Origin of the sequence: Planococcus sp. MSAK28401 (genome assembly GCF_018283455.1) — a bacterium.
GTDB lineage: Bacteria > Bacillota > Bacilli > Bacillales_A > Planococcaceae > Planococcus > Planococcus alpniumensis.
In genome coordinates this window covers 1,408,073-1,427,195 of sequence record NZ_JAAMTH010000001.1, presented here as the reverse complement: position 1 = coordinate 1,427,195, position 19,123 = coordinate 1,408,073, and the positions used below count along the sequence as shown (strand labels likewise).

The 19,123-nt window shown below is 48.1% G+C and carries 20 protein-coding genes and 1 other annotated feature; of the genes, 2 read left to right on the top strand and 18 right to left on the bottom strand.

The window, feature by feature from the left end; all coding sequences use genetic code 11:
- Positions 1-198: 198 nt before the first annotated feature.
- The 5 genes from G3255_RS07265 to zapA form a co-directional block, all read right to left on the bottom strand.
- Positions 199-612 carry a DUF350 domain-containing protein gene (locus G3255_RS07265; RefSeq protein WP_211653886.1) on the bottom strand — a complete coding sequence of 138 codons (414 nt, stop codon included), beginning with the start codon at positions 610-612 and terminating at the stop codon, positions 199-201.
- A gap of 21 nt (positions 613-633) precedes the next feature.
- Entirely contained in the window at positions 634-2,994 is a 2,361-nt protein-coding gene (locus tag G3255_RS07260; RefSeq protein WP_211653885.1) for an endonuclease MutS2, read from the bottom strand.
- Between the two features lie 13 nt (positions 2,995-3,007).
- Positions 3,008-4,711, bottom strand: coding sequence for a DNA polymerase/3'-5' exonuclease PolX (gene polX, locus G3255_RS07255; protein ID WP_211653884.1), 1,704 nt, complete (start codon positions 4,709-4,711; stop codon positions 3,008-3,010).
- 63 nt (positions 4,712-4,774) lie between these two features.
- A complete protein-coding gene (locus G3255_RS07250; protein WP_058381051.1) occupies positions 4,775-5,311 on the bottom strand; it encodes a CvpA family protein in 537 nt (178 codons plus the stop codon).
- 5 nt (positions 5,312-5,316) lie between these two features.
- Positions 5,317-5,577, bottom strand: coding sequence for a cell division protein ZapA (gene zapA, locus G3255_RS07245; RefSeq protein WP_058381052.1), 261 nt, complete (start codon positions 5,575-5,577; stop codon positions 5,317-5,319).
- Positions 5,578-5,659: 82 nt separating this feature from the next.
- Between zapA and rnhC the strand changes: the two genes are divergently transcribed.
- Positions 5,660-6,595: a ribonuclease HIII gene (rnhC, locus tag G3255_RS07240; protein WP_211653883.1), complete on the top strand. Its 936-nt coding sequence runs from the start codon at positions 5,660-5,662 to the stop codon at positions 6,593-6,595.
- On the opposite strand, the gene G3255_RS07235 is transcribed toward rnhC, so the two are convergent.
- The 10 genes from G3255_RS07235 to G3255_RS07190 form a co-directional block, all read right to left on the bottom strand.
- Positions 6,528-8,384 (bottom strand): IS1182 family transposase, encoded by a 1,857-nt coding sequence (locus tag G3255_RS07235; protein WP_249222080.1) that lies wholly within the window; start codon positions 8,382-8,384, stop codon positions 6,528-6,530. The genes rnhC and G3255_RS07235 overlap by 68 nt on opposite strands.
- 294 nt (positions 8,385-8,678) lie before the next feature.
- The gene (gene pheT / locus G3255_RS07230; RefSeq protein WP_211653882.1) at positions 8,679-11,078 is read right to left on the bottom strand and encodes a phenylalanine--tRNA ligase subunit beta; all 2,400 of its coding nucleotides are present in this window, start codon (positions 11,076-11,078) and stop codon (positions 8,679-8,681) included.
- A 12-nt stretch (positions 11,079-11,090) separates the two neighbouring features.
- Positions 11,091-12,128: a phenylalanine--tRNA ligase subunit alpha gene (gene pheS / locus G3255_RS07225; protein WP_211653881.1), complete on the bottom strand. Its 1,038-nt coding sequence runs from the start codon at positions 12,126-12,128 to the stop codon at positions 11,091-11,093.
- A gap of 38 nt (positions 12,129-12,166) precedes the next feature.
- Positions 12,167-12,393: a binding site (T-box leader), on the bottom strand.
- A gap of 36 nt (positions 12,394-12,429) precedes the next feature.
- On the bottom strand, positions 12,430-13,203 hold the full coding sequence (locus G3255_RS07220) for a TrmH family RNA methyltransferase (RefSeq protein WP_211653880.1): 774 nt from the start codon (positions 13,201-13,203) through the stop codon (positions 12,430-12,432).
- Between the two features lie 51 nt (positions 13,204-13,254).
- Positions 13,255-13,698, bottom strand: coding sequence for a small multi-drug export protein (locus G3255_RS07215; RefSeq protein WP_211653879.1), 444 nt, complete (start codon positions 13,696-13,698; stop codon positions 13,255-13,257).
- Complete coding sequence (locus G3255_RS07210) at positions 13,695-14,189, bottom strand: hypothetical protein (protein WP_211653878.1); 495 nt, start codon at positions 14,187-14,189, stop codon at positions 13,695-13,697. The genes G3255_RS07215 and G3255_RS07210 overlap by 4 nt, the downstream gene beginning before the upstream one ends.
- Positions 14,190-14,191: 2 nt before the next feature.
- Entirely contained in the window at positions 14,192-14,392 is a 201-nt protein-coding gene (locus tag G3255_RS07205) for a helix-turn-helix transcriptional regulator (protein ID WP_058383657.1), read from the bottom strand.
- 264 nt (positions 14,393-14,656) lie between these two features.
- Positions 14,657-15,619: a nuclease-related domain-containing protein gene (locus G3255_RS07200; protein ID WP_211653877.1), complete on the bottom strand. Its 963-nt coding sequence runs from the start codon at positions 15,617-15,619 to the stop codon at positions 14,657-14,659.
- A gap of 265 nt (positions 15,620-15,884) precedes the next feature.
- The gene (locus G3255_RS07195; RefSeq protein ID WP_211653876.1) at positions 15,885-16,973 is read right to left on the bottom strand and encodes a M42 family metallopeptidase; all 1,089 of its coding nucleotides are present in this window, start codon (positions 16,971-16,973) and stop codon (positions 15,885-15,887) included.
- 71 nt (positions 16,974-17,044) lie between these two features.
- Entirely contained in the window at positions 17,045-17,530 is a 486-nt protein-coding gene (locus G3255_RS07190; protein ID WP_211653875.1) for a dUTP diphosphatase, read from the bottom strand.
- 90 nt (positions 17,531-17,620) lie between these two features.
- On the opposite strand from G3255_RS07190, the gene G3255_RS07185 reads away from it, so the two are divergent.
- Entirely contained in the window at positions 17,621-18,013 is a 393-nt protein-coding gene (locus G3255_RS07185; protein WP_211653874.1) for a sigma-w pathway protein ysdB, read from the top strand.
- Between the two features lie 16 nt (positions 18,014-18,029).
- Here the strand turns inward: G3255_RS07185 and G3255_RS07180 are convergent, their stop codons facing one another.
- From G3255_RS07180 to rpmI, 3 genes are all read right to left on the bottom strand, one after another.
- The gene (locus G3255_RS07180) at positions 18,030-18,293 is read right to left on the bottom strand and encodes a DUF1294 domain-containing protein (RefSeq protein WP_249222079.1); all 264 of its coding nucleotides are present in this window, start codon (positions 18,291-18,293) and stop codon (positions 18,030-18,032) included.
- A gap of 89 nt (positions 18,294-18,382) precedes the next feature.
- A complete protein-coding gene (gene rplT, locus G3255_RS07175; protein WP_058381063.1) occupies positions 18,383-18,742 on the bottom strand; it encodes a 50S ribosomal protein L20 in 360 nt (119 codons plus the stop codon).
- A 180-nt stretch (positions 18,743-18,922) separates the two neighbouring features.
- Complete coding sequence (rpmI, locus tag G3255_RS07170) at positions 18,923-19,123, bottom strand: 50S ribosomal protein L35 (protein WP_101190111.1); 201 nt, start codon at positions 19,121-19,123, stop codon at positions 18,923-18,925.

The following is a 19,123-nucleotide window of genomic DNA, read 5'->3' as shown; positions in this document are numbered from 1 at the left end:
CGTGAGAATATTCCTACTTTAAGTATAAAGAATTATGATAACGCTTTCAAACATTATTTTCTAAGGAGTTTTAATCCATAAAAAAAAACGGCTCAATGGCCGTTTTTAAAACACGAATAGGAAGACGATTCCTACAAGTACAAACAAGATGCAAAAAACGATTAAGATTTTGATCAGGTTTTCCATTCGTTCCAACTCCTATGAAATACTCGCTCCAATGACATATGATAGCCCGACCGAGATGGTCATCGAAATCAAGCCGACCGAACGGTTGTCCCGGGCGATTTCTTCATCCACTTTGAACTTTGGTGTCAGAAATTCAAAGAGAATGTATGCAAAAATCAACAGCACGAATCCGAACAATCCCCAGCCAATCATTTCAAACAGCGTCGTGTGCTGTTCAATCGAAAAGCGAAAAATATTCGTGACGCCGAAAATCTTTCCGCCAGTCGCCATCGCCACGGCCAAATTGCCGCTTTTGATTTCTTCCCAGTTCTTATATTTTGTTACGATTTCAAAAATGACCATCGCTACGATCAAGCATAAGACCACTACACTGAAATAGCCAGCTGTCTCAACGAGCGGATGGGTCCAAAATCCTTCCTCGAACATCTCCAAGCTCCCCTTCCGCCCTTACTTCAATTCAGCGACTGTTACACCCGAGCCGCCTTCACCCGGTTCGCCAAAGCGATAGCTTTTGACGCGTGGATGTTTTTTCAAATATTGCTGCACCCCTTGGCGAAGTGCACCGGTTCCTTTACCGTGGATGATAGAGACTTGGTGGTAATTCGCCAATAAGGCATCGTCCAAATATTTCTCCACGCGTGAAAGGGCATCCTCGTAGCGCTCTCCGCGAAGGTCTAATTCCATTTTCGTATAACCTTCACGGCCTTTCAAGCTGGTCATCGTGCGGGTTTCTTTTTGCTTTTCAGGTTTTGTATAGCTGAGGTCGGATTCAGGCAACTTCATTTTCAAAATGCCGACCTGGACAATCCATTCAGTGTCGGAAACTTTTTCGACCAGGCTGCCTTTTTGCCCGTAAGACAGCACTTTCACTTCGTCGTTCGGTTTCAAAGCAACCGGCTCGTTTTGCTTTTTCGCTTTTTTCAAGACGCGGTTTTCCGGCATCGCATTTTCCAGCCGTTTTTTCGCATCGATCAGCTGATGTTCTTTGACGCCTGTCTGCTGGGTGAGCTGCATTTGGCGCAGTTCCTTGATAACTGCTTCCGCTTCGGCGCGCGCCTGATCGACGATTTTGCGCGCTTTTTCTTTTGCTTTGTCTTCAAGCAGCTCTTTGCGGCTGTCATAGTCCGCAAGGCGTTTCGCCAAGTCTTCTTTTAAGGTCTCAGATTCTTCGAGCACAGAACGGGTTTCTTCTGCATCCCGTTCTGCCTCGCGACGGCTCTGCTCAAGCGAAGCGATCATCGAGTCGACTTCTTTGCGGTCGGTTCCGGTGAAGCTTTTCGCATGGGAAATGATATGCTCCGGCAACCCGAGCCGCTTGGAGATTTCGAACGCGTTGCTGCGTCCCGGCACCCCGATCAACAGGCGATAAGTCGGGCTCAAAGTTTCCACATCGAATTCGACGCTGGCATTGGCGACCCCTTCCCGGTTGTAGCCGTAAGCTTTCAGTTCCGGATAATGGGTCGTCGCGATGACGCGTGCACCTCTGCCATGTACTTCGTCCAATAAAGAAATGGCAAGCGCTGCGCCTTCTTGCGGGTCAGTACCGGCACCGAGCTCATCGAAAATGACGAGTGAGTTCTCATCGAATTTCTCGAGAATGTCGACGATATTGACCATATGAGAGGAGAACGTACTCAAGCTTTGCTCGATCGATTGCTCATCGCCGATATCGGCAAAGATCTGGTCGAATACAGCCAGTTCCGAACCTTCGAGCGCCGGGACAGGAAGCCCTGCCTGCGCCATCAAAGTCGACAAGCCGACCGTTTTCAAAGTAACGGTCTTTCCGCCTGTATTCGGTCCGGTGATGACAATCGCCGTAATGTCCCGGCCGAACTCGATATCGTTCGGCACCACTTCATCTTGTGGAATAAGCGGATGGCGCGCTTTTCTTAAATTGATATAGCCTTCCGTGTTCATTTCAGGTTTCGAACATTTATGCGCTTGGCCATACTTCGCTTTGGCCAGGATTAAATCGACTTCCGCCAACACGCCGACCAACGTAAACAATTCATGTGCGACTTCCTGTACTTTAGCGGACAGCATTTGAAGGATGCGATCGATTTCTTCTTTTTCTTTCAGTTTGAGGCGGCGCACTTCATTGTTCGCCTGCACGACGGCATCCGGCTCGACGAAAAGCGTCTGGCCTGAAGATGATTGATCGTGGACGATGCCGCCGTAATGGCTTCTGTATTCCTGTTTGACAGGGATGACGAAACGGTCGTTGCGGATGGTGACAATCGAATCCGACAGCATTTTCGATGCATTGCGGCCGCGGATCAAACTCTCCAGTTTTTCGCGCACGCGGCTTTCCTGCGCGCGCAGTGATTGGCGAATGCTGCGCAATTCCGAGCTGGCGCTGTCGACCACTGTCCCGTTATCGTCGATGCAGGCATTGATATCGTGCTCGAGCTGCGTCAAAATCGGCATGCTTTCTTTTTTCTCCATGAAATGGGGAATGTCGATATCTTCTTCCGCATCGATGGCTTCAAGGAAATGGCGTAAAATGCGGCTTGCGCGGATCGTCGAGGAAACTTCCATCAATTCCACCGGGCTCAAACTGCCGCCGATTTGTGCGCGTTTGGCGTGGGGGCGGATATCGGAGATCCCGCCCATTGGCACATTGTTCTTGATGCGCAATAATTGCGCCGCTTCGTCCATTTCTTCCAGCAAACGGTTCACTTCCGCGATCTCTGTCGACGGCAAAAGCCCTTTCACTAAATCTTTTCCAAGTGATGAAGTGCAAAATGCAGCCACTTCTTCACGGATTTTATAAAATTCGAGAGTTCGTAATGCGCGCTCTGCGATCATATAAACTCCTCCTTTATCGTTTCAAGAAATCTCGTAACTTCTCAAGCGGCCAGGTATTGACCACGTTGTCTTTTTTGAGCCATGCTTTCTGCGCGTGGCGTACGCCAGTTGCCATGACCTCCAGCCCTTCGATTGCATGGGCATCGGTATTGATGGCGACCGGCACGCCTTTTTCCTGTGCCATGACCAGCCATTCGACGGCGAGGTCGAGGCGATACGGGCTCGCGTTTAACTCAACGATTTTGCCGTATTCTTTCGCCCAATCCAAAATCTGTTCAACATCCGGATTATAGCCGTCGCGTTTTCCGACGATGCGGCCGGTCGGATGCGCGATCATATGCACATATGGGTTTTTCATCGCAGTCAAAATGCGCGCCATGATCTGTTCTTGCGGCTGTTGGAAACTGGAATGGATGCTCGCGATGACAAAATCCAATTGCGCGAGCACTTCGTCGTCAAAATCCAAACTGCCATCCGGCAAGATGTCCATTTCCGTTCCGGACATCACTTCGATGCCATCATGGCGTTTATTGGCCTCACGCAATTTCCCGTTTTGTTCAATCAAGCGCTCAAGCGTTAATCCGTTCGCGACTTTCAGGTATTGTGAATGATCGGTGATGACCATGTATTCGTAACCGCGGTCTTGACAAGCATTGATCATTTCGTCGATGGAATGCGCACCGTCCGACCAGGTTGTGTGCATATGCAAATCGCCGCGGATATCGTCGAGTGAGACGAGCGACGGCAATTCACCAATGCGGTCGATTTCACGGCCATCTTCGCGCACGGTCGGCGGGATGAAAGGCAAATCGAAATGGGCGAAAAATGCCTCTTCTGTTTCGAATGTCAACACGGAACCGTCTTCCTGTTCCACGCCGTATTCGCTGATTTTCTCTTTTTTCGCTTTGGCCAATTGGCGCATGCGGACATTATGATCTTTGGACCCGGTAAAATGATGCAGCGCTGTCGCAAATTCATCCGGTGCAACGAGGCGGAAATCGACATCGATCGGCTCAACCACTTCTACCGCAACAGAGACTTTCGTGTCCCCTGATGCGATGGTTTCTTTTACTGGCAAGCCGGCGAGCAGCTGTTCTTTCACTTTTGCCGGTTCATCGGTCGCTACGATAAAGTCGAGATCTTTGCTCGTTTCTTTCGTCCGGCGGAAGCTTCCGGCAACTGAAAACTCAGTAACATCGGAAATCGTCGTCAGCAAGTTTTCGATGAATGCCACAGTTTCTTCCGTTTTCCAGATCGGATGGCGTCCCGGGTCAGTTTCGAAGTTTTCCAGCTCAAGCAGGATTTTCTCTTCGGATTTTGCGCCGAATCCCGGAAGCGCCTGTACGCGCCCGTCAATGCACGCCTGCTTCAAAGATTCCATTGAATCCACGCCGAGTTCTTTGTAGAGCTTGGCAATTTTTTTGCCGCCGAGCCCTTGCAGTTTCAGCATTGGCACAAGCCCTTTTGGCACTTCTTCCTGGAGTTCTTCGAGAACAGAAGATTTGCCGTCGGTAAGCAATTCCGTGATGACATCGCCCGTTCCTTTTCCAATGCCTTTCAGCTTCGTGACATCTTCAATCTCATCCAGGCTGCGCTGGTCGAGTTCAAGTGCTTGGGCGGCTTTGCGGAAAGCCGATACTTTAAACGGATTGTCCCCTTTTAATTCCATGTATAACGCAATATTTTCCAATGTGCGGATAATGATTTTTTTATTCATGCGAAACAAACCTCCCTAATATCGGTTCATAAAAAAACTTCCCTCGTAAGAGAGAAGTTCCTACTACATATAAATATACCACCATTCCTTCACTTTCTCAGAGAAATAAGGCGTATGCTCCAGGATCGCGCGTGCAATTCCGGAGTTGTCGATTTGGTTTTGAATGACATCGACTGGCAATAGCGCAAATACATACAAGCCGATGAACAACAGGATGTGTGCTTCGATGAGCCCAAGGACAGCACCGAAAATCCGGCTTAGGAAGCCGAGCACCGGTATGTATTTGATGAAATCGAACATCGATGCAATCAGCGTCAGCAAAAATTTCACAACGAAGAAAATAAGTGCAAATGCCAATAGCTGATAAAAAGTTTGGTCCAGATTCAATTGTTCGAAAGCCATCGCAAAGCGCGAGGTTTCGTCGACTGTTGGGTATGGAACCCATAACACAAAGTTTTCCGATAGCGGTTTATAATACGTATAGGCGACAATGAGCGCGACAACAAAGCCGACCATGTGCAGAAACTGCAGCACTAGCCCTCGCTTAAAGCCGACCAAAATTCCCGCCAGAAGCAATACCAATAAGATTAAATCAAGCATATCCGTCAGCCCTTCAAGTTATTCAATTCAATTTCCATTTGTTCTAGCTGCTCTTTCAGTTTAAGATATTCATGTGTCGCATTTACCGCGGTCAATACGGCTAGTTTCGCTTGGTCAAGCGATGGATTGGCGGCGTTGATCTCCCGCATCTTGCTGTCGACCATGGAAGCGACAAGCCTCATATGGCCGGATGTCTCAGTACCGAGCATCTTGTATGTATGGCCATATATATCAACGACAGTGCGAATTTTATGCTGCTCTTGCAATGCGCGTTCCCCCTTTGGAATTCTATAGACCATCATAACACGAACACGAGCGGATTGTGAATCATAAGAAAGGGGACTCCCAATGACCAATAGCGTCCTGAAACTGCCAGAAGAAGCCTTGAAACGGCTAATTTCACACTACCAGAATAAGGAAATAAACACCAAGAATCCCCATGCCCGCTTTGCCGCTAAATTGCCCGATGCGATGATTACCGTTTACACATCCGGCAAAGTCATGTTCCAAGGCGCTGGCGCTGAACGCGAAACAGCAAAATGGGGCGCTGCTGACAAGATCAAAGAGAAAACCGCAACAGCGAAAGGCGATCAATTGCCGCCCGATTTTGCCAACCGCTCTGTGCTCGGCTCAGATGAAACCGGCACAGGCGATTTTTTCGGCCCGATCACCGTCGCCGCCTGCTATGTGCCCGCACAGCAAGTTGAACTTGCAAAAGAACTCGGCGTCAAGGATTCCAAGCAATTGACGGATGATTATATGCGGAAAATCGCGCCAGATTTGAAAGCGGCGTTCACCTATAGCGTCCTAACCTTGGACAATGAGAAATACAATCAAGTGCAGGCGCAAGGCTGGTCGCAAGGCAAGATCAAAGCATTGCTCCACAATCAGGCACTGAAACATGTCTTGCGAAAGATAGCGCCGGAAAAACCCGAAGCGATCCTGATCGACCAATTCGCAGAGCGTGGCATCTACTATCGGCATATCGCCAAAGAAACAGACATCATCCGCGAGAATGTGCTGTTTTCCACGAAAGCGGAAAATCTTCATGTTTCGGTCGCCTGTGCATCGATCATTGCCCGTGTCGCTTTCTTAGAGGAAATGGACCGTCTCAGCACAGTTGCAGGCGTCTCTTTGCCAAAAGGCGCCGGCGCGATTGTTGACGAAGCAGCAGCGAAGATCCTGTTGTCGCGCGGCGAAACCTTCCTGAAAAGTATCACAAAAGCTCATTTTGCCAACACGAAAAAAGCGCAAGCTTTGGCAGCGAAGAAAAAACGCAATTAAAAAAAGCTGGGGCTGTCCCATAAGCCCCTAAAATAAAGCAGACGGAGAAAAAGAATTTCTTTTTCTCCGTCTGTTTTTCATTTATTGGTGAGGTCACTGAAAGTAGCCGGCGCATGCCGGCTACTTTCAGGAGGTTGTGGGCCAATGCCACAATCCCGAACTCTGTATGCACTTTCTCTAAGCCCCGGAGGAGAAATCGGCGGAACGACCGATTGCCCTTGATATGACCGAACACACTTTCTACGTCAATTTTGCGTTGGGCGTAGATTTGTGTCTTCGTTTCATCTTCAAGAGCTGCTTTGGCCTTCGCTTTCATTTCTTCATAAATGGGATTCCATTGGACTTGTCGGTTGCCTTTTGCTTTCGTGCAGAGGGCTTTTAACGGACAATCCGAACAGTCTTCGCATTCATAGATTTTTAAGTTTTGTTCGTAACCGGAGGCATTCTTTTTATTCAGGTATTTTTTAAATGCGACACGCCGACCATTCGGACAGATGAAACAATCTTCCTCCTCTAGGTATGTCCAATTTTTCGCGTGTTTGATATTCTTCTTGTAACTCGCTGATTTTTCCTTCAGATACATTCCATATGGAATGAGAAAGTCGAAATGCGGCTCTTTTTCATCGCCCAACGCATACAGGTAATTCTCTTCACTGCCATAGCCTGCATCGGCAATGACCGTCTTCGGCATGGGCAGGCTGGAAGCCGCTAGTTTCTCCAGATGCGGAAGAAAACAGCGCGTGTCCGTTGGTCGCTGATGTATCGAATAATAAAGAATGAACTGATTTTCTGTGGCCATTTGTACATTATAAGCTGCTTTCAATTGACCATTTTTCATGTGATCATCTTTCATTCGCATAAAGGTCGCATCCGGGTCTGTTTTCGAAAAGCTGTTTCGATCACCGAAGATCTCGTGGTACTGACTATATTTCTCCAGACGCGGAAGGAAATCTTCGCGAATCGCTTTGACCGGCTTTTTCCACTCACTGCGCTTGGACCGGAGTTGCTTTCGTTTTTCGGTATCGTCTTCCAGATCAAGGGCTTCCGTGAATGCGTCAATCTGTTCTTCCATGGCTTCCGCCATTTCTTCCAGCTGTTCAGGCGTTGCTTCTTCTACCTGTTCGTTGAGTGGAATCGCTTCAGCTGCGGCCAGTTCATGGATATGCTGAATCGTTTCGGCAATCTTTACCTTCAACTTGCCTTCGAAATTCTGTGTCGCTTTTTTCCAGACGAATGAATACTTATTGGCATCAGCTTCAATTTTGGTGCCATCCAAAAAATAATGCTCCATAGTGATGTAGTTCTGTTCGATCAGCTGGTGAATCATCTGTTCAAAAAGGGAGTCCATCATCGCTTTTAAGTGGTCCGAACGGAACCGGTTAATCGTTCGGTGATCTGGTTGTTGGCCAGCTGCGAGCCACATGGACGGAATGTGTTCAGTAAGTGTTTCTTCAATACCTCGAGAAGAATAGATTTTCTTCGAATAAGCGTAAAGGATAACTTTGGTCATCATCTTTGGATGGAAAGAGCTTCTTCCGCCGCCTTTATAGTGCGCGAAAAACAGCTCATCATCAATCAATTCCACCATTTCGTCGATGACCCGGGCGACATGGTTGGCTGGCACAAGATCTTGTATATCAAAGATGGCAAAGCCTTGTTGGTTGTTATAGGGAATGAACGTAGGACTCGCTTTTTTGGATAGCGGAACGCCAGTTCCTTCTCCCAGAGCGAGTGGAAATGCGGCTTGTTCAGTGTTATAATTTGAGGAAGTAATCTTCGGATTGCACATAAAAATCGTCCTTTCTCTAATGGTGGTGTGGTAACTCCCATTTTACAGAAATGGACGATTTTTTTGTATCCTTTTTTCTTTTTAAACCGGCTGATGGGAATGGAGACGGCGACTCCAGCGGGAACAGCGCGAGCCGAAGACCCTGGACTGAGCGAAGCGAGGGAAGAGGCTAAGGCCGTGCCCGCGGAAAGCGTCCGTCGAAATGGACATCAGCCTTTTCTTTAGAAGACGAAAATGGACTGCCCCTAAAAGTCACTTTTCATGACCTTTTGGGACAGCCCCAGCTTTTTGGTTTTAACGGAGTTCCGCTCCTGATTCCGTGAGCGCTTTGATGATTTTCTCATGCGCTGCGTTCACTTCTTCATCGGTCAGTGTTTTCTCTGGGTCGAAATATCTTAGCGAGAACGCCAAGGATTTCTTGCCTTCATCCATGCGGTCGCCTTCGTATAGGTCGAAGACGCGGACATCTTTCAAAAGCTTGCCGCCCGCTTTACGGATGACTCCTTCAATCGTCTGCGCTTCCACGATATTCGACAAGACCAACGCCACGTCGCGAGAAATCGTCGGGTAGCGGGATACCTGTGTATAGATAAGCGCTTCCGTTTCGCGCGTCAGCAACGTCGCCAAGTTCAATTCCACCACGATCGTTTCTTTCAAATCGCGTTTTTTCTGCTCGGACGGGTGCAAGGCGCCAATGACACCGATGCGCTTGCCATCGAGCAGGATGAATGCGGTTCTGCCTGGATGCAAACCGTCCATTTCGCCGCGTTCGAATGACAATTCAAGGCCCAGCTTTTCAGCAAGTCCTTCCACGATGCCTTTTGCCACGAAAAAGTCGACAGCTTTCTTTTCGCCCTGCCAGCTATGGTCGAGCCACAGTCCCGTCATGACGATCGCCAAATGTTCTTGTTCATCGAGCAGTTCATCCTGCCCTTTCAAGAACACCGAACCCGTTTCATACAAAGCTGCCGAATCGGTGCGGCGGGCCGTATTGTACGAAAGCGATTCGAGCAAATGAGGCAATAAACTTTGGCGCAAAATGCTGCGCTCTTCGCTCATCGGCATCAACAGATGGGTTGTTTCCGTCGGCTCCAGCGCAAATTGCGTCGCAGCAGCTTCCGAGGTCAAGGAATAGGTTGTAGCTTGAAGCAGCCCAGCCCCTTCAAGGAAATGGCGTGAAATGCGGCGTTTCGCCTGGTAAGGGCTCAATCCGCCAGGTGTAGCATCGGTACGTGGCAACGTTGCCGGAATCTCGTCGTAACCGTAAAGGCGTGCGATTTCTTCCACGACATCCTCTTCAATCTGGATATCTTGTCGGCGCGTTGGCACTTCAATGATCAATTGGTTGTTCGCCGCTTCCGTATTGAACTTCAAACGGCTGAGGATATCGAGCATGTCTTCCAGGCGGATCTTCATGCCAAGGCGGCTATTGATGAAGTCCGGAGAAACTTTGACAACGCGCTCTTTTTTATCGAGCTGGTCGAAGATGAGCGATCCGGCAAGTACTTCGCCTTCCGCCAATTCAGCCAATAATTGTGCAGCACGTTCCGCAGCCGGGATGACGCGGTTCGGGTCGACGCCTTTTTCATAGCGTGAGCTTGCATCGCTTCTCAAGTTATGTTCTTTCGACGTACGGCGAATCGAATCTGAAGCAAAATAAGCGGACTCGATGACGACCGTTGTCGTCTCGTCGCTCACTTCCGAATTTGCACCACCCATGACACCGGCAAGTGCAACAGGGTCTGTGCCGTTGGTGATGACCAATTGATGCGCAGATAAGGTGCGTTCCGTGTCATCAAGGGTTGTGATTTTTTCGCCTTCTTTTGCCTGGCGAACGGTGATGTTTCCAGAACCAAGGGAATCATAGTCAAACGCATGAAGCGGCTGGCCGTATTCCATCAAAATATAGTTTGTCACGTCTACGACATTATTATGCGGGCGCACGCCGGCAGCCATCAAGCGCTGTTGCAGCCAAAGCGGGGATTCCTTCACTTTGACGTTGCGCACGACTTTCGCGACATAAAGAGGGTTCGCTTCTGGTGCATCCACTTCGAGCGACAGCATGCTTTCCGCTGAGTCTGCCGCTTCAGCATATTCGATTTCCGGCAAGCTAACCTCTTCTCCCAAAATGGCGCCGACTTCATAAGCGACACCGAGCATGCTCATCGCATCCGCACGGTTCGGCGTGAGGCCAAGTTCAAGGACCGTATCGTCCAAGTCCAGATAAGACAACACATCTGTGCCGGGCTCTGCTTTTTCAGGCAAGACATAAATGCCTTCTGCATAGCTTTTTGGCACAAGTTTCGTTTCAATGCCCAGTTCCTGAAGCGAGCAGATCATGCCGTTCGATATTTCTCCACGCAGCTTCGCTTTTTTGATTTTCATGCCGCCTGGAAGTTTCGCGCCCGGACGCGCCACGATAACCGACTGCCCTTTAGCGATATTCGGAGCGCCGCAAATGATCTGGTCGATTTCCCCGCCACCTACATCTACTTGGCAAATCGATAGTTTATCGGCTTCCGGATGCTTCACGCAATCCGTTACATAACCGACGACCAAATTCGCCAGTCCTTCCGAACGGTCGATTACGGCGTCAACTTCGATTCCTGCGCGCGTGATTTTTTCCCCGAGTTCTGCTGGGGGCAAATCTTGTGTATTTATATATTCTTTCAACCATTTTGTCGATACTAACATGAAAGTTCCTCCTTAAAGTTCCGTCCGTTGAAATTGCGTTAAGAAACGCACGTCGTTCGTGTAGAAATGGCGGATGTCCTCGATGCCGTATTTCAGCATCGCAATACGCTCCGGCCCCATGCCGAATGCAAATCCTGTGAGGCGCTTCGAATCATAGCCGGCCATTTCCAGAACGTTCGGATGCACCATGCCAGCGCCCAGAATTTCGATCCAGCCGGTCTTTTTGCAGACATTGCAGCCAGCCCCGCCGCATTTAAAGCAGGAAATATCCATTTCAACGGAAGGCTCCGTGAACGGGAAGAAGCTCGGACGCAGGCGGATTTCGCGATCTTCGCCGAACATCTTCTTGGCAAAGACGGACAAAGTCCCTTTCAAATCGCTCATGCGGATATCCTCGCCAACAACGAGCCCTTCGATTTGCGTGAACTGATGCGAATGAGTTGCATCGTCATTGTCGCGTCGATAGACTTTGCCCGGGCAAATGATCTTGATCGGCTCTCCGCCTTTTGTTTCCATCGTGCGCGCCTGTACCGGTGACGTATGCGTACGCAGTAAAATATCTTCTGTTATATAGAAGGAATCCTGCATATCGCGTGCTGGATGCCCTTTCGGCAAATTGAGTGCTTCGAAATTATAATAATCTTTTTCGACTTCCGGGCCTTCTGCGATCTCGTAGCCCATCGACAAGAACAAGTCTTCGATTTCCTCGACAACTCGCGTCAACGGATGGGGATTGCCTGTCTTCGCAGGGCGCCCTGGCAAGGAGATATCGATCGTTTCGCTTTGCAGCTTTTCGTTGATCGCCTGCTCTTCCAAAAGGACCATGCGCGCTTCGAGCGACTCTGTCACTTCCGCACGCACTTCGTTTGCGAGCGCGCCCATTTTCGGGCGCTCTTCCGCTGGTAATTTACCCATGCCTTTCAAGACATCGGTGATCGGCCCTTTTTTCCCTAAATACGCTACGCGCACGTCCGTCAATTCCTTGACCGTTTGCGCCGCTTGGATTTTCTCCAATGCTTCATTTTTCAATTCCTGCAATCTTGCTTCCATTTTCTCTCCTCCTTGAACATAAAAAAGCCCCGCCCCCAAAAAGGGACGAGGCATTGATTCGCGGTACCACCCTAGTTATCGCGCGTAGGCGATCACTCAATTGAATAACGGCTCATCACCGGCCAGACTTTACGGCACTCGGCCGGTCCCCGTCTGGCAGCTCGCGGGGTGAACTTCCGGAGTTCCTGCATATCCGCGCTTTCAGTCGAGGGCGGACTTCCTTGGATGCAGGGGACTACGTACTTTTCCCGGTCAACGCTTGTTTATTTCTCTTCTATTATAATGAACTTTCGCCTGTTAATCAAACACCAGTTTTTGGAACGAGGCTATACAATAGAATTCCAGTTGCTACGGCTACATTCAATGATTCTGCCGGTCCGTAAAGCGGCACCATGAGATTCTGGTCGGTCTGCTCCAAAAGCTGGGGCTCGACGCCGCTTCCTTCATTTCCGACAATGAGCGCAAACCGCTCTTTCGACCCTGCTTCGTACATCGGCACCGATTGGTAAAGCGCCGTTCCGTAAACCGGAATGTCTCGGCTCTTTAAGCGTTCAACCCAGTCGAATAAATCGCCTTTGACGATCGGCACTTGGAAATGCGCACCTTGCGCCGAACGGACTGTTTTCGGATTATACGCATCCGCCGAACCTTTGCCGAGAACGACAGCGTCAATCCCGGCCGCTGCGGCGGTGCGAATCATCGTCCCGACATTGCCAGGGTCTTGTACGGCGTCGATCAAGAGCAAGGTCTGCCATTGCTCTTGAATAGATTCATCGTACTCCAACTGTGTGCAATGTGCGAATATCCCTTGCGTATGCTCAGTTTCCGCAATTTCCTTGGCGATCTGCGCCGTCACTACATAAAGCTCCAGTCCTTCAATGTCCCAAGCATCCGGAATATCTGTGCCTTCTCGGACGATCAAGCCTTTGATGCCATCTTTCTTGTTCAATGCCTCTTCCGTCAAATGAAATCCTTCGATGAGAAATTCCCCGAATTTATCACGCTCTTTACGGGTCGTGCTCAGTTTCTTCCAATGTTTGACGAGTGAGTTCTGCAATGATTCAATTCGTTTCATAATACGTTCACCACTTTTTTCAGAATAGCTCCAGTATAGCATAGGGCCGATTTACGCAGTAAAGAAATCAAAACCAAGTGCTGTCAAAATCCCGAACGCGAGCGTCCAGATCCCGATGCTGATAATCATCCATACGGTCGTATTGCGCTTCGTCGCACCCAAAGTCATGCCAATGAACGCCGCGATATGCGTACCGATCAGGATTGGCCCTAAAAGCGATAGCCCCGGCAGCCCGTATTTATTCCAGATGCGCACCGCGCGTTCGTTTTTCTTCGACGGCTCCTTGCCTTTCGCTTGCTGGCGCTTGTCGTACCAGATGCGGAATTTGTCGAAGCCGATAATGAGCAGCATCACCGTCAGCATATTGCCGACGAAGGCCGTGATCATGACCCATACCGGCGACAAGCCCCAGACAATGCCAAGCGGGATGACGAGTGCGATTTCAAACCACGGAATCGCCGCCCCGAGGAAAATTAATGCGTATTCATATATCATTCAGCCGCCTCCTTCAGATGCCTGCGCATCTCCATATAGTAAATTAGGTTCTGGCCAAATGCGACCGCAAGAATTCCCCAGACGATAAAGAGTCTTGGAATCGGGAAAAGCATTACAATCAACGCGAAGAACGGCAATGTCCAGGTAATGAAGGTATACACTTTCTGTACAGCTTTTCTTGTGATGAACGTCATGCCCTCGTCTTGTTCCATGTATTCAGGAGGGCGCATTGAAAATGGAGAAATTTTCTTGTCTGGATTTTTCCGGTTATAGGATTGCAATGCAAACAGATAGATGGTGATCAACACCAAATAGGCAATCAGCGCAGCGAAGGTCAAAAACCCTTCCAATGCCTGCGCTTCGATGCTCAGGCTCGCCTCCGTCTTGGTGACATTGACGAAGCTTGAAGTGAATCCGACCGCCATCACGGCCAGTATCAAGATAAATGCCATATTCCAAAGCGGGTATGTCATGCGGAAATCTTGTTTCATCTTTATTCCTCCTCCAACCAAAATAAGTCGCCTACTTCCACTTGCAAAACCTTAGCGAGCTTCAAAGACAATGTAATTGACGGTGAAAATTCGCCTTTCTCGATAAACGCAATGGTCTGCCGCGTCACATCCACTTGCTTGCCCAGCTCGCTTTGCGTAAAGCCATATCGCGCCCGCAGCTCTTTCACCCGGTTTTTTAGCATCCGCTTCATCCTTTCTATAAAAATGTTAGGTTTATATAACATAATGTATACTAAACTTAACATTTTATCAAGCAAAGCTAATGTAGATGCAATTATTTAATTGGGGAGTTTCGATATATTTGCGGAATATGGAGGATTCTTTGTCGAATGCATTAGCTTATTAGTGAAATTCGTTGAGTTATTTGCGGAATACTATTTATTGTTTGTAGAATACATCGATTTATTTGCATAACCCCATAAAAGCTTTTCACATTTCGTGAAAAGCTAGTCTTTTTTCTTTATGGAGTATGTCCGGTTGCGCAAAGCGCCAGCAGACTCTAACTCATATGCCGCCAACAGACGGGAAGTAACATAAGGCGATTCCAGCTTGCAAAATTTCCGGAGCTGCCTATTGCTAAGATGTGTATTAATCAGCGAAAAATATTCCTGGATTGTATGTTGAAAAGCGAGCGGATCCACCGCCCGGCAGTCTGCACAAACCCATCCTTTCTTATGTTTCCGCGTCATGTTAAGACTTTTACAACTTTTACACAAGATGCCCATAAGCAGTTCGGTTTCTTTTATTGAATATAAATGACACAACGGTTTCCTCTCATAAGGGGCCCGAGATCGCTCGAGGAGTTTCTGGATTTTCGACAAATTGTGAGGGGTATTTTTTAGGGGGAATTCCTGAATGATGTTGAATAAATAATCGACCAATTGATATGTTTTGCAGACGTGGTGTTGCTTTGGCTTAGCCAGAAATTCACAATGTTTAGATGTAAATACGACAATCCCCGAAATGGGCAAATCGATATTCTGCTGTTTGAAAAATAACCTCAAGAAACGAATATGCTTGTTTAACTGGATCGTCGGGTCCTCCATTATCGTTTTTACGCCTTCTATATTGGTTCTTGAAAACTCACCGGTGTCATCATCAAAATAAAGTTGGCCGCTAATATTTTTTGATTCGATGACGATCGCCCCGCGCTCCGTCAATAACAATCCATCCACTTGGACTTTCCACCGATCTCTTGACAAACATACATTTTTCAAAAATCGGTGCTGTTCCTCTGTCTCGAATTCAATCAGTTTCCGGTGCAGCCTCTCTTCGCCTCTTTTTCCGGCCGCTGCCTTGAAAATTTCAACTTGAATAAATTCCCGGCGCGAATGATTGTCAGGCAATCGATATAATAACCTCTCCAGTGACTCTATTTCAGACAATAATGCTATTTCTTTTTTGCCCATTGAACACCTCCTAATATGATAGTTGAAGTATAGCATTCCGCGAGGCCTCCTTCACCACAAATTGGCGCTTATGGACTTTTCCGATCATTTTGTTTGCGAGATGGTTAACGTTCTTTGCAAAATCCTATGGTTTATTTGTGGTATTTCTCTAGTTGTTTGCCAATCGGCTTATTTTATTTGTGAAATATAAACGCTTTTTTGCCAATTTCACTTCGGCTTTTAACCAATAAAAACCCCTCCACAAAAATTGGAGGGGTTTCATTATTCAGTCGAATGTAATTTTTGTTACCGTGTCGCGGTCGAGCTTCTTGATTACTTCAATGATTAATTTTACAGCATTTTCGTAATCGTCGCGGTGCAAGATGCCTGCGTGTGAATGGATGTAGCGTGTTGCTACACCGATCGACAAGGCCGGTACGCCGTTTGCCGTCAAATGGATCGAGCCGGCATCTGTTCCGCCGCCTGCAATCGTTTCAAACTGGAACGGGATTCCTGATTCTTCCGCTGTATCGACAACCAACTCACGCAAGCCGCGGTGAGACACCATCGAAGCGTCAAACAACAGGATTTGCGGGCCGTCGCCCATCTTGCTATTGGATTCTTTTGAGGTGACGCCTGGCGTGTCTCCTGCGATGCCGACATCCACTGCAAACCCGATGTCCGGCTGGATGAATGAAGTCGCCGTTTTCGCGCCGCGCAAGCCAACTTCTTCCTGGACCGTTCCGACGCCGTAAACGACGTTCGGGTGGTCGACGCCTTTCAAGCCTTTCAAGACATCGATGGCAATTGCGCAGCCGATGCGGTTGTCCCAAGCTTTCGCCATCAATAGTTTATCATTGTTCATGACCGTGAACTCGAAATAAGGAGTGACCATATCGCCTGGCGTTACGCCCCACTCTTTCGCTTCTTCACGTGAAGATGCGCCGATGTCGATGAACATATCCTTGATTTCCACCGGTTTTTTGCGTGCTTCCGGAGACAGGATATGCGGCGGTTTGGATCCGATAACCCCTGTGATTTCTTTTCCGCTGCGCGTGGTAATCGTTACACGCTGAGCAAGCATGACTTGGTTCCACCAGCCGCCGACCGTTTGGAATTTCAAGAATCCTTTGTCGTCGATTTGGGAAATCATAAAACCGACTTCATCCAAATGTCCAGCAACCATGATTTTCGGCCCGTCTGCAAGCCCTTCTTTTTTGGCGATCAAGCTGCCAAGATTATCCGTCTCGATCGTGTCGGCAAATGGCTCTATGTATTTCTTCATAACCTCGCGGGATTGGCGTTCATTGCCGGGAATGCCATTAGCATCTGTAAGCTCTTTCAACATTTGTTGCGTTTCATCTAATTTCGACATTATTTCGACCTCCTAAATAGTCATTGCTTTTTCAGTATATAGGAAAGCGGTTACGTTATCAAAAGATTCATTTAATACCCTTGCTGCTGGCGCTTGTAATTGGTTTCATTCTTCTCCACATATGCCGTCAGCACTTCCTCATAGCTGAAGCCAAGCGCTTCTGCCAATGCGCCGAATGTCCGCCATAAACTCAGGTATTCTTCGAACGTTGCTTGTTCTGCAAATCGGCCGACACCTTGATGCGCAGAGAGGAACAGTTCCGTCAGGTCTTGTTCACTCGTCGGGGCTGGCCATTGTTCTAGAGAATCAAAGCCCTTTTCAATGCCGAGCGATAGGATGAAATGAATGCAATCGACATACTCCTCGAGCAAGGTACTTTTATCTGATGGTGCCTTCGTGCTCCAGAACTTGAAGCATCTCGTTTCGTTTGCAAGCTCCGATAATTCCACTTGAAGGGCCAGCACTTTCTTACGGAACACCGATTCCTCGACATTTCGGTTGGATTGAATATAGCGGTCGAGTTCCCGCTGCATGTGAAATAATTCCTGTAAGTTCATAGACTTTCTCCTTTTCGATTAAAATAGTGAAACTTCCAAGCTTCTGCTACGTATTATACACAAGACTATCTTGATAAGGGGGGCAATCCGATGGCATTTTTGATCCGCTTGATCATCATCGCCTTGATCATCTACTTATTTTACCGTCTCCTCAAATTCATATTTGACCCGAAGCGCAAGCTCGACGCTGCGCTTGAATCCGGCACTTATTACTTCCATGACGATGTAGGAAATGTCCGCAAGAACTTTTTCATTGCCATGCGCGGCGTTCTGTTTGAAGGCGAGAAATATTTAGGTACAACGAAAGAAGCATTCGATGTCGTCTCCATTTTCGTGTGGACAGAGACGCCGGATAAACTGATCGGCTTTTCAAAAGAAGATTTTCATTTTCTGGAGAAGGAAATTCGCATGAATTACCCCGATGCGAAAATTTCCTGGAAAAGCCCAATTGAACAATTGATGAAAAAAGAGGAAGAAGCCTGAGCTTCTTCCTCTTTTGTTATTGAGATGCTATCCAAACTAGCAGGCTGGCTTGGATCAAGGCTAAGACAAAGAATCCGATGCGGAAATTCGTATGCTTTGTTTTATGCCTGAACAGCATCATTCCCAGATATGCCCCGATGCCCCCGCCGATTGCTGCCACCAGCCATAGGCGTTTTTCAGGGATGCGCGGGCCACGTGCTTGTGCCTGCCGTTTGTCCGCCCACATCATGATAAAGGCAAAACTCGACATGGCGGCCAAATAAGCTGCCAAAATGATCATTATCTTCCCTCCCCATCGGCTTCAATAAAAAAAGGCCGGCAATTAGCCGACCTCCTTTCTATCGAACCAGGCGCTAGGCCCAGTGTGAATTAGTTGTTAGATGCTTTTTTCGCTTGGTCAACCAAAGCTGTGAAAGCAGCTGCATCAGATACAGCGATTTCAGCTAGCATTTTGCGGTTGATGTCGATGCCAGCAAGTTTCAATCCGTGCATCAAGCGGCTGTAAGAAATATCGTTCAAACGAGCTGCTGCGTTGATGCGTGTGATCCACAATTTGCGGAAATCACGTTTTTTGTTGCGACGGTCACGGTAAGCATAGTTACCTGACTTCATAACTTGTTGGTTCGCTACTTTAAATAGTAAGTGTTTGGAACCGTAATAACCTTTAGCTAATTTTAATACTCTTTTACGACGCTTGCGCGTCACTGTTCCGCCTTTTACGCGTGGCATATTGAATTACCTCCTGCTTGAATATGAAAAATTCGATTTTTGTAGTTGTGGGTGTTGTCTAGACTGCAGCGCCCAGATTCTCGGGGTCATAAGTCAAAGTGGCTGTGCGGCAAAAAGCGCCGCTTCGCCCCTTCGTCTTATGCCCGTCGAATCTAACCGGGCGCTTGCGCTTTTCTAGTTTTACTTCATGTTGTAGATCAATGATTTGATGCGTTTCAAATCGCCTGCAGAAACCAATGAGCTCTTGCGAAGCTTACGTTTTTGCTTAGTCGATTTGTTTGCGAACAAGTGGCTAGTGTGGGAACGGTTGCGTCTTACTTTACCAGTTCCAGTTTTCTTGAAGCGTTTAGACGCTCCACTGTGGCTTTTCATTTTCGGCAT

What these genes read in the sequence shown, in the direction of transcription:
- G3255_RS07220 (WP_211653880.1), bottom strand. Translation starts at nt 13,203, where the DNA reads ATGAAACGAATTGAATCATTGCAGAACTCACTCGTCAAACATTGGAAG.
- G3255_RS07210 (WP_211653878.1), bottom strand. Translation starts at nt 14,189, where the DNA reads ATGAAACAAGATTTCCGCATGACATACCCGCTTTGGAATATGGCATTT.
- pheS (WP_211653881.1), bottom strand. Translation starts at nt 12,128, where the DNA reads ATGGAAGCAAGATTGCAGGAATTGAAAAATGAAGCATTGGAGAAAATC.
- G3255_RS07200 (WP_211653877.1), bottom strand. Translation starts at nt 15,619, where the DNA reads ATGGGCAAAAAAGAAATAGCATTATTGTCTGAAATAGAGTCACTGGAG.
- G3255_RS07205 (WP_058383657.1), bottom strand. Translation starts at nt 14,392, where the DNA reads ATGCTAAAAAACCGGGTGAAAGAGCTGCGGGCGCGATATGGCTTTACG.
- G3255_RS07180 (WP_249222079.1), bottom strand. Translation starts at nt 18,293, where the DNA reads ATGATCATTTTGGCAGCTTATTTGGCCGCCATGTCGAGTTTTGCCTTT.
- rpmI (WP_101190111.1), bottom strand. Translation starts at nt 19,123, where the DNA reads ATGCCGAAAATGAAAAGCCACAGTGGAGCGTCTAAACGCTTCAAGAAA.
- rplT (WP_058381063.1), bottom strand. Translation starts at nt 18,742, where the DNA reads ATGCCACGCGTAAAAGGCGGAACAGTGACGCGCAAGCGTCGTAAAAGA.
- G3255_RS07190 (WP_211653875.1), bottom strand. Translation starts at nt 17,530, where the DNA reads ATGAACTTACAGGAATTATTTCACATGCAGCGGGAACTCGACCGCTAT.
- rnhC (WP_211653883.1), top strand. Translation starts at nt 5,660, where the DNA reads ATGACCAATAGCGTCCTGAAACTGCCAGAAGAAGCCTTGAAACGGCTA.
- G3255_RS07260 (WP_211653885.1), bottom strand. Translation starts at nt 2,994, where the DNA reads ATGATCGCAGAGCGCGCATTACGAACTCTCGAATTTTATAAAATCCGT.
- G3255_RS07265 (WP_211653886.1), bottom strand. Translation starts at nt 612, where the DNA reads ATGTTCGAGGAAGGATTTTGGACCCATCCGCTCGTTGAGACAGCTGGC.
- G3255_RS07185 (WP_211653874.1), top strand. Translation starts at nt 17,621, where the DNA reads ATGGCATTTTTGATCCGCTTGATCATCATCGCCTTGATCATCTACTTA.
- G3255_RS07250 (WP_058381051.1), bottom strand. Translation starts at nt 5,311, where the DNA reads ATGCTTGATTTAATCTTATTGGTATTGCTTCTGGCGGGAATTTTGGTC.
- G3255_RS07215 (WP_211653879.1), bottom strand. Translation starts at nt 13,698, where the DNA reads ATGATATATGAATACGCATTAATTTTCCTCGGGGCGGCGATTCCGTGG.
- G3255_RS07235 (WP_249222080.1), bottom strand. Translation starts at nt 8,384, where the DNA reads ATGTGCAATCCGAAGATTACTTCCTCAAATTATAACACTGAACAAGCC.
- polX (WP_211653884.1), bottom strand. Translation starts at nt 4,711, where the DNA reads ATGAATAAAAAAATCATTATCCGCACATTGGAAAATATTGCGTTATAC.
- G3255_RS07195 (WP_211653876.1), bottom strand. Translation starts at nt 16,973, where the DNA reads ATGTCGAAATTAGATGAAACGCAACAAATGTTGAAAGAGCTTACAGAT.
- pheT (WP_211653882.1), bottom strand. Translation starts at nt 11,078, where the DNA reads ATGTTAGTATCGACAAAATGGTTGAAAGAATATATAAATACACAAGAT.